This is a genomic window from Komagataeibacter sp. SM21 (assembly GCF_041402665.1).
Taxonomy (GTDB): Bacteria; Pseudomonadota; Alphaproteobacteria; order Acetobacterales; family Acetobacteraceae; genus Komagataeibacter; species Komagataeibacter saccharivorans.
Genome location: NZ_JBGLOV010000087.1, coordinates 1 through 711, shown reverse-complemented (window position 1 = coordinate 711; position 711 = coordinate 1). Strand labels below are relative to the sequence as shown.

Genomic DNA, 711 nt, shown 5'->3' with positions numbered 1-711 from the left:
GCCTCTCTGCGGTACTACCTGCGACACTCGCAGGTAGTACCGCGTCTCTATCTCTTGAATCGCTCATGATTCATAGCTGAACCAGAATAGAAATATTCAGCAAGGCGGCAGTCGCCGGGTGCTTACGCCATCCGCACCGGAACTCCGGTGGCCCGGTTCGCGGCATGACGCCAGACCTGCGGGGCTACGACCATATCATCGTGGCCCTGAGCGGCGGGAAAGACAGCGTGGCGTCCCTGCTTGCAGCCCTGGAACTGGGAGCCAGACCGGAAAGCATCGAACTCTGGCATCATGACGTGGACGGGGGAGGGGAGGGGTTCATGGACTGGCCCTCCACCCCCGGCTATGTCCGCCAGATCGCCCGCGCCTTTGACCTGCCATGCTACATGTCATGGCGCGACGGGGGCATACAGCGCGAGATGCTGCGCAACGGCACGCCCACCGCTCCGGTCAGCTTCGAGACCCCGAATGGGACCATGCGCAGGGGCGGGGAGGGGAGGCCCGGCCGACGCCTGCGCTTTCCCCAGATCAGCGGCAACCTCGCCGTGCGCTGGTGCAGCAGTGTCGCCAAGATTGACGTCGCAGCCATGGCGCTGCGCGGGCAGGACCGCTTCCTCGGCCGCCGGACCCTGTTCATCACCGGGGAGCGCGCGGAAGAAAGCCCCGGGCGCGCCCGCTACGCGGTATTCGAGCCGCATCGTACCGATACCC

General features: G+C 65.8%; 1 pseudogene. It reads left to right on the top strand.

The window, feature by feature from the left end:
• Window positions 1–164: 164 nt before the first annotated feature.
• Window positions 165–711, top strand: a pseudogene (locus ACBR42_RS17180) (phosphoadenosine phosphosulfate reductase); the annotation flags it as partial.